General features: G+C 38.9%; 8 protein-coding genes. 2 read left to right on the plus strand and 6 right to left on the minus strand.

Annotated features, from left to right (window positions below; all coding sequences use genetic code 11):
- Positions 1 to 278: 278 nt before the first annotated feature.
- The 5 genes from recQ to mazG form a co-directional block, all read right to left on the minus strand.
- The gene (gene recQ, locus RLO81_RS05410; RefSeq protein WP_350108331.1) at positions 279 to 2,429 is read right to left on the minus strand and encodes a DNA helicase RecQ; all 2,151 of its coding nucleotides are present in this window, start codon (positions 2,427 to 2,429) and stop codon (positions 279 to 281) included.
- 153 nt (positions 2,430 to 2,582) lie between these two features.
- Complete coding sequence (locus RLO81_RS05415; protein WP_350108334.1) at positions 2,583 to 2,924, minus strand: single-stranded DNA-binding protein; 342 nt, start codon at positions 2,922 to 2,924, stop codon at positions 2,583 to 2,585.
- A 186-nt stretch (positions 2,925 to 3,110) separates the two neighbouring features.
- Entirely contained in the window at positions 3,111 to 4,457 is a 1,347-nt protein-coding gene (locus RLO81_RS05420) for an amidohydrolase family protein (protein WP_350108337.1), read from the minus strand.
- A gap of 48 nt (positions 4,458 to 4,505) precedes the next feature.
- A complete protein-coding gene (locus tag RLO81_RS05425; RefSeq protein ID WP_350108340.1) occupies positions 4,506 to 5,144 on the minus strand; it encodes a DUF2306 domain-containing protein in 639 nt (212 codons plus the stop codon).
- Between the two features lie 82 nt (positions 5,145 to 5,226).
- Positions 5,227 to 6,060 carry a nucleoside triphosphate pyrophosphohydrolase gene (mazG, locus tag RLO81_RS05430; protein ID WP_350108343.1) on the minus strand — a complete coding sequence of 278 codons (834 nt, stop codon included), beginning with the start codon at positions 6,058 to 6,060 and terminating at the stop codon, positions 5,227 to 5,229.
- Between the two features lie 82 nt (positions 6,061 to 6,142).
- On the opposite strand from mazG, the gene RLO81_RS05435 reads away from it, so the two are divergent.
- A complete protein-coding gene (locus RLO81_RS05435) occupies positions 6,143 to 6,373 on the plus strand; it encodes a hypothetical protein (RefSeq protein ID WP_350108346.1) in 231 nt (76 codons plus the stop codon).
- Here the strand turns inward: RLO81_RS05435 and RLO81_RS05440 are convergent.
- Positions 6,370 to 7,329 (minus strand): calcium/sodium antiporter, encoded by a 960-nt coding sequence (locus RLO81_RS05440; protein ID WP_350108349.1) that lies wholly within the window; start codon positions 7,327 to 7,329, stop codon positions 6,370 to 6,372. The genes RLO81_RS05435 and RLO81_RS05440 overlap by 4 nt on opposite strands.
- Before the next feature lie 142 nt (positions 7,330 to 7,471).
- On the opposite strand from RLO81_RS05440, the gene glmM reads away from it, so the two are divergent.
- The coding region (gene glmM / locus RLO81_RS05445; protein ID WP_350108352.1) for a phosphoglucosamine mutase at positions 7,472 to 8,796 on the plus strand (1,325 nt) is incomplete at its 3' end.

Consider the following 8,796-nt stretch of genomic DNA (forward strand, 5'->3'; position numbering starts at 1 on the left):
CAACCACCAAAAATCCTGTGATAATCGGCAATCGAATATTTTGAAAATAACGCGCTATCTGATTGGCAGCAATTGCTACAATAGAAAATCCAAGTAAAACACCTATCAAATTAAGAATTGCCATAAACACAATTTTGGAATTTGAAAAATAACCAATGTTTATAACAAAAACTTAGGTATTATTTTAAAGTTTATCGACTTATTGAATTTTAACAAGGAATTTAGACAACTTACCTTTTTGTATATGAGAGCTTAAATCAAGTACATAACAGACTCAGTTATATGATATTTTGTGGCTTGGAGTATGACATTTGAGCCATTACCATTCTAATTTCCCCATAGCTAAATGCGTCACCAAGCTCCTCTTTGATGGGTTTAAGGCCAATACCATTTGCTTTATTAATTGCAGCTTTAATTATGTCGATAGTTTCCTGATCTAAAATGTCAACCGCTTTAATTTTTCCATGGCGAATAAGCTGATCAAAATGAGATTCTATCGTGCCATAGGCTAGTCCTCTCTCATTAGCAATTTCGTCAATCGGCTTGCCCTTCTGAAAAAGTTCTAAGGTCTTTAGATACGATTCACCTAACTCTTTGACAGCTTTTCTTTTTGGTTTTGATCGAACAGCACGCATGTTGGAGCCTAGATTATGTTTGGTACAATAGGCTGCTATTTCATTTAGAAGCTCATCACCGTAACGCTGCACTTTGATCTCGCCAAATCCTATAATTTGAGTTAACTCCGGTTTGCTATGAGGCAGAAAAGTGGCTAGTTCGTGAAGAGAAGCATCAGAAAAAACAACGAATGCAGGAACATCTTCACTATCGGCAATTTGCTTCCTCATGTCCCTAAGATTCTTAACAAGTTCACTATGTATTTCAATTTCATTGTGTGATTCAAATTCATTCTTCATCGGCTTAGGAAGCATTACCGTGACAGCACCTTTGAGCACTTCCGAACTTTTTGGAGTAAGCTCCAGCACCGGGTATTCACCTTTCGATCTTCTTAAATACCCTTCCCGAATCAACTCATTGATATAATGTCGCCAATCATCTTTTGAGGTAGTAGCGCCTACGCCATACGTTTTTATCAGTTTGTGCTCCTCTCGCACTTTTACCGATTGTGACCCTCGTAAAAAATCTATGATATAATTAGCTCCATAGCCACGATCTAATCTCGCAACAGCTGAAAGTGCCTTTTGTGCGATTTCCGTGGCGTCAATTTCTTCAAAATTGGTCAAACAGTTATCACAATTGCCGCAACGCGCTTGCGTCTCTTCTCCAAAATATTCAAGCAGATATCTTCTTCTGCAGGATTTCAGGCTGCCGTAATCGGCCATCTGTTTGAGCTTTTCAACCATCACAGCAGATTGCTCAGGGTTATCTTCAACCTCCACCAATTTTTGCATGGAGTAAAAGTCGCTGTAAGAATAAAACATGAGAGCCGTACTTGACAGGCCGTCTCTGCCTGCACGGCCGGTTTCCTGATAATAGCCTTCCACATTTTTAGGCAAATCCATATGCACTACATAGCGCACGTTGGATTTATCGATTCCCATTCCAAAGGCAATGGTGGCCACAATTATCTTTACTTCATCTTTCAGAAATTTCTCCTGATGATCGTTTCTTACCTGCCTTTCTAGTCCTGCATGATACGGTTTGGCCGAAAATCCGTCAGTATTCAACTTTTCTGCAATCTCTTCGGTATCCTTTCTTCGGAGTGTGTAAATAATTCCACTTTCTTCCTTATTCATATCCAGAAAATCAATTAGTTGTTCGTAGCTATTTTTTTTGGGACGAACGAGATATTGAATGTTTGGCCGATTAAATCCGGTGATAAAAACAGTTGGCTTTGGTAATTCCAGCTTATCGATAATATCTTTTCTGCTGAGCTCATCAGCTGTAGCTGTGAGTGCAATGACGGGGACATTTGTCAGGGCCTTCTTAAGTTTTGCCAGTAACAAATACTCTGGACGAAAATCATGGCCCCAGGATGAAATACAATGTGCTTCATCAACGGCAATTAGAGAAATAGTTAGCCCTTGTAGAAAAGAAATAAATTGCTCTTCCTTTCCAAGTAGCCTTTCAGGTGCCAGGTAAAGTAGCTTTAGTTCGCCACTGCGCATGAGTAATAGTATTTGATTCTGTTCTTCTTGTGTCTGGCTTGAATTGAGATAAGCAGCAGCAACACCATGCAAACGAAGTGCATCCACCTGATCCTTCATCAGGGCAATTAATGGCGAGATAACTATGGCGGTACCTTCCTTCACTAAAGCAGGCACTTGATAACAAAGTGATTTGCCTCCACCGGTTGGCATGAGTACTACGGTATCGTTACCAGCTAATACGCTGTTGATGATATCCTCCTGGTGTGGTCGGAAAGTGTTGTAGCCAAAGGTCTTGGATAAAATTTCTAGTGGCTTATTCATTTATAATTGGTTTTGAATTTTATAAGTGTATTTAAATTAGCCTGTCATTTCGGAGAGTAACGGAGAAATCTTGGCCATCATGCAAATAACAGTTGATTGGCTTTGGGGCTAAGATTTCTCCACTTCGTTCCGAAATGACCTATGCATAGTGAATCAGTTCCCTTTGCCGCCCAGCATTAATAACTCATTCATATTTATTTCTGTGATGTATCGCTTCTCGCCTGTATTAGTTTCATACGAACGATGGATGAGTTTACCTGAGATGGCGATTTCCTGACCTTTTTTAACATAGTCGCCTACAATTTGAGCCTGCTTACCCCAGGCAATGACATTATGCCATTGGGTGTCTTCAATTTTTTCGCCATTCGCATTGCGATAGCTGTCTGACGTTGCGATAGAAAATGTCGCTAATGTCTTGCCGCTAGTGAGTTCTTTTACTTCAGGATCTTTTCCAAGTCTTCCGATTAATTGCACGCTGTTTCTTAAATTGTTCATGATAATAAAGTTTAAATTATAAAACATTTTTAATTGCTGCTCGGTATTTCCGATTCGCTGAAGCAAAGTAAGGGGGACAGGCAAGCCGTATTCGGTTATTAATTATTTGTATTCGTTTAAATTACATTTGTAAACGTTTGTTGTCGTTTATAATGTTGAATATCAAATAATTAAGAGAATGTTATTTTATCTTAAAGTTTTTTGAGATTTAGCGTTTTTAAATACTTGATCGATTGAAAGTGTATTTCCTATGTCTTCCAACGGGTTTTTATTGAGCAAAATAATATCGGCTAATTTGCCCGCTTCAATGGACCCGAGGCTGTCTTCTGCGTGCATCATTACGGCAGCATTGTGTGCGGCCATTTTTATAATGTCTAACGGTTTCATGCCGCCCATTTGAAATAGCTCCATTTCTTCATGCAAGCCATACCCCGGAAAAACAAAGGTGCTGATATCTGTTCCCAAGGCAAAGTTGATTCCGATTTCCTGTAGTTTCATAATTTGGGATACCTGATATTGGGCTACATCTGTAATAGTCAAATCATCTTTTTGCAAGTACTCTTTCATAAATCCGAGGTACATTCCTGCTCTCGCTATGTATCCGGAATCATAAGCCAAATTCAGCCTGTCTTCATCATATACATTCTCTTTCCTGACCTTCTCAATCCATTCGGGATAAACCGGATAGATCAACCCTTTGTCAATCATAAGCGTAGTGATCCAGTTAGGTTTAACATCATAAATTTTTTCAAGGAGAACGGTATCTCTGTCGAAATCAATATCCACCCCGGTCCAATGTACTAGGTTTTTGATGCCTGCATCCAGCGCCATTTCTAACTCAATGATATCACTCACATGGGCAAAAACTTTCGTGCCATTTTTGGTGGCTTCTTTTTGTACTTTGTTTACAAAAGCCTGTGGCATCCGCTCAACCCATGGTGGAGTTGGTCCCTCTTCTATTGTTAGCTTAATGCCTTGTATCGGGTATTGAGCCACTCGTTTAACAAGCTCTTCGATCTGGGCCGTATCTTTTAAGAAAAAAATAGATTCACCATCTCGCCACAGTGGACTTGGATAAGTTTTGACCGGATGCCTTCCCTCCATGGTAAAATGTTGGCTGGTATGAAAAACTCTTGGTGCAGGTAGAGAGTCCTGATTGCCCCGCTCTCGCATTTCTGCATAGTACTCATTAGTACATTTACTTCCACCTGTAATAAAGACTGAAGTTACTCCATAGTGCATAAATCTAGGGAAGTCTTTTTCGTAATCAACAGTGTGAACATGGCAATCAAACAGGCCGGGTATTAGGTATTTGCCTGAGCCATCGATTACATTTTCACATTGATCAATCTGATCATTGTTAATGGCTACAATCTTTTTGTCTTTTACATAGACGTTCACACCTTCTTGCATTGGTGACCCGGTGCCATCGATGAGATTTACGTTGCTGATTATAAGATTAAACTGTGGCCTTTCAGGTGCACAAGAAAACATTAAAAAGCAAACCAGCAGAGAGACGATTTGATTTTTCATAGTCTTAGGGTTTAATAGCTTAATTCTTTTTGATATTTACTCATATCTTCAACTTTTAATTGTAGCTAGGTTTTTTGAAACAATCGGCCACCAAACAAACACCATTTCAACAATCACCAGAGGGTAAATCCAGCAAATCCATTCATATAGGGTATAGCGCATCATAGGGTCTTCAATAAATGGAAATACAGATAGTCCGAATTCATCGAGCCGATTAAATAACCGTATGAAGATAAACGCGAGCCCCATCACATAACTTCTGATCATAAATTTGCGGTGGTTTTCTATATCCCGATTTTTAATGCAAATCCATGCAGAAACTGTCATGAAAATCCAGAGTATCGCCAGCACAAATAGTGATGGGACACCCCCCGGAAGAGGATAGCCATTGAAAAGAAGGTAAAAAACTGTGCTAGCACCAATGAGCGTACCTACAATATAAATCTTACCTAAAGTGCGATGAGTAGCCGGATACTTCTTTCTTACTCTTGGCCAAAACTGGATCGGTCCGATAAATAGTGTACAAAATGCGCCCACAAAATGTGCAACCAACCAAGGTTCAATGGCTAGCTTTCTTGGTTCAATGGTTCGAATTAAATAAGGGCCTACACTTTCTAAGTAAAAATAAGTACTTAGCAAGATCAAAAATGTCCAACCAAAGACGGATGAGATTCTTTTTAATATCATTAGTTATTACGTTCAAGTAGGCCAACTAAACATAATAGATACCTCGCTACCCTAACAAGTTACGTAAGAAAGGGATTAAGAACTAATTTTCTTTGTTGAACTGTTTCGCCTTCTCCCAATACTGATCCATCTCATCAAGACTCATTTCACCCATCCTTTTACCATCCTTAGAAGATTCAGATTCGAGATATTGAAAACGCTTAATAAACTTTTTATTAGTTCTCTCCAGGGCCTCCTCCGGATTGATATCAAGAAATCTAGAGTAGTTAATCAACGAAAACAACAAATCACCAAACTCAGCCTGGGCTCTTTCTTTATCAATCTCGGTGTCATACTCAATGTTAAATTCGGCTTTGAACTCATTCATCTCTTCTTCCACTTTTTGCCAAACTTGTTCTTTCTTCTCCCAGTCAAACCCAACTCCTCGAGCTTTTTCCTGAATTCTCATGGCCTTTACCATAGCGGGTAAAGATGTAGGCACACCGCCTAATACCGACTTATCTTGATTGCCCTTTTCCTTGAGCTTAATTTTCTCCCAATTCTCTTTTACGGTCTTCTCATCAGTGGCTTCTACATCACCATAAATGTGTGGGTGCCTTTCAACCAGTTTATCACAAACGGAATTTAGCACATCTGCTATATCAAACTCTCCTTTTTCAGAAGCAATACGCGCGTAAAAAGCATTGTGCAGCATCAAGTCTCCTAATTCCTTTTTCACTTCCTGCATATCATTTTCAATGATGGCATCAGTAAGTTCATAAGTTTCTTCAATGGTTAAATGCCTTAAACTCTCCATCGTTTGTTTCATATCCCACGGGCAATTCTCCCTTAGTTCGTCCATGATGGTCAGCAACCTGTCGAAGGCTTCAAGTTTCGCTTTTCTGTTATGGTCAGGAGTTTTTTTTATTTCTTTCATATACTTACTAGAATCAGAAACTTTGTGTAACACACTGATGTTTAATGCATGAATTGGTAATTTTGTCTAAAAATAAATAAACATGCTTACTTTTCTGTTGGTTATTGGATTTGTCGCACTATTCTTCGCCCTTATGTCGGTACGACTTATATTTTTAAAAAATGGCGAATTCAAAGGCACATGTGCATCTCAGAGTCCATTCCTTAACAAAGAGGGGGCAACTTGCGGTTATTGCGGAAAAACTATGACAGGAGATCAAACCTGTGGCAACCCAGATAATGAAGTAGATAAAGTATTGGCCAAGTTTAATTAGCCTCGGTACACTAAATAGACAATATAGGTTATATAGACGGCCACAAATAGAGCACCTTCCCAACGAACAATTCTGGCTCCTTTGCCAACTGCCACAGCAAAAATTAGGAGTGTACTTGAAAAGATAATCATTACAATATCTGTGTTACTGGCTACATCAAAAGGTAAAGGCCTGATTACAGCACTTACACCCAAAATCCATAAAAGGTTAAAGATATTAGAGCCTACCACATTCCCTACAGCTATGTCTGTGTTCTTCTTAAAAGCAGCCACTGCTGAAGTAAACAACTCAGGAAGTGATGTACCAATAGCCACAACCGTTAATCCTATAAATGTTTGACTCAAACCAAATTGTTTGGCAATAACTACTGCTCCATTTACCACCCATTCCCCGCCAAAAAAAAGTCCTACCAAACCCGCCAATATTAATAAGGTTGACTTACCCATTGGTTGAATATCCGTTGGAATTTCTTTGCTCAACTCTGATTTATCGGATTTAAACACAACATAGATATAGCCCATAAATAGCACAAAGAAAACAAGCAGAATGATGCCATCAACTCTACTTAATGCAAGTGATCTCTCATCTGTAAACAGGGCCGCATTGGCTAAAAAACCAACCAAAAGTGTAGCTACCAGTGAAAACGGAATTTCCGAGAAATAAATGTTTTTAGTAATGGGTAATGGCATAATCAATGCACTTACACCCAATATCAATAATATATTGGCGATATTACTTCCGAAAATATTTCCAATTGCCAGCTCAGGATTACCTGCAACAGAAGCATTAATGTTCACTAAAAGCTCAGGTAAGGATGTACCGAAAGATACAATGGTTAGGCCTATGATCATCTGGCTAACATTATATTTTCGAGCGATATTCGATGCGCCATCGACCAAAAAATCGGCTCCTTTTATCAAGAAAACAAAACCCAGAACAAATAATAAATAAGTCATACCCAAACGATTAACTGTCCAATTTAAATAAATTCTGAAAAAGTCTTACCCTTACGACAAGTATTTTGAATTATTGAAACAACTAGTCACTGAAAAAACTAAAAATGTTAACTTTGCACTCTGAAATTTAAACTCAGTTCGTGTGACTTTAATCAAATCAATTTCTGGTATACGTGGTACCATCGGTGGGAAAACAGGCGAAAATTTAACGCCTTTAGATGTTGTAAAATTTGCTGCTGCTTTTGGTAGTTGGGCAAAGAATAAATCAGGAAAAAATAAGATTGTTATTGGCAGGGATGCAAGAATCTCGGGTGAAATGGTGAGCAATTTAGTTGCGAACACACTTGTAGGGCTTGGCATTGATGTTATCGACCTTGGGTTGTCTACAACACCTACCGTTGAAATAGCTGTACCATTAGAAGATGCAGCAGGTGGAATTATACTTACTGCCAGCCATAACCCAGCACAATGGAATGCACTCAAATTGCTCAATGACAAAGGAGAGTTTATAAGTGGCGCAGATGGTGCTGAGGTTCTTGAATTAGGCGAGAACGCCAATTTTGATTTTGCTGAGGTAAATCATTTAGGATCGATAAAAAAAGATGACTCTTACATTGATAAGCATATCCAAATGATTCTTGATCTGCCATTGGTAGATGTCGAAGCGATTAAATCCAGAGGTTTTAAAGTGGTAATTGATGCTGTTAATTCTACAGGAGGTATCGCCATTCCTAAGCTTCTTGATGCTTTAGGGGTGGAATGCAAAAAATTATTCTGTGAGCCTACAGGCCATTTCCCTCATAATCCAGAGCCTCTGCCAGAGAACCTAACCCAGATTTCATCTGAGTTAGAAAAAGGTAAGTACGATTTAGGTATTGTGGTAGATCCTGATGTTGACAGATTGGCGTTAATCCAGGAAGATGGTACGCCATTCGGTGAGGAATATACATTGGTGGCTGTTGCCGATTATATATTAAGCAAGCTGAAAGGAGCTACCGTGTCAAATATGTCTTCTTCCATGGCCTTAAGAGTAGTTACTGAAAAGCATGGAGGAACATATAGTGCCGCAGCAGTGGGTGAAGTAAATGTTGTTGAAGAGATGAAGCGCACTAACGCGATCATCGGTGGCGAAGGTAATGGCGGAATTATTTATCCTGAATTACATTATGGAAGAGATGCTTTGGTGGGCATTGCTTTGTTCTTAACTCATTTAGCCAAGTTTGGCAAATCTTGTTCACGATTAAGGGGCACATATCCTAATTATCATATTTCTAAAAACAAGATTGAATTAACACCAGAAGTAGATGTAGATCGCATCCTGGTGGAAATGAAGAATCAATATTCTAAGAATAAAATTAATGATATTGATGGTGTTAAGATTGAGTTTGAAAATGAGTGGGTGCATTTGAGAAAATCTAACACCGAGCCAATTATCAGAATCTATTGTGAGTCTGAATCTGAAGCTAC

It is taken from the genome of Fulvivirga sp. (assembly GCF_040220315.1).
GTDB lineage: Bacteria > Bacteroidota > Bacteroidia > Cytophagales > Cyclobacteriaceae > Fulvivirga.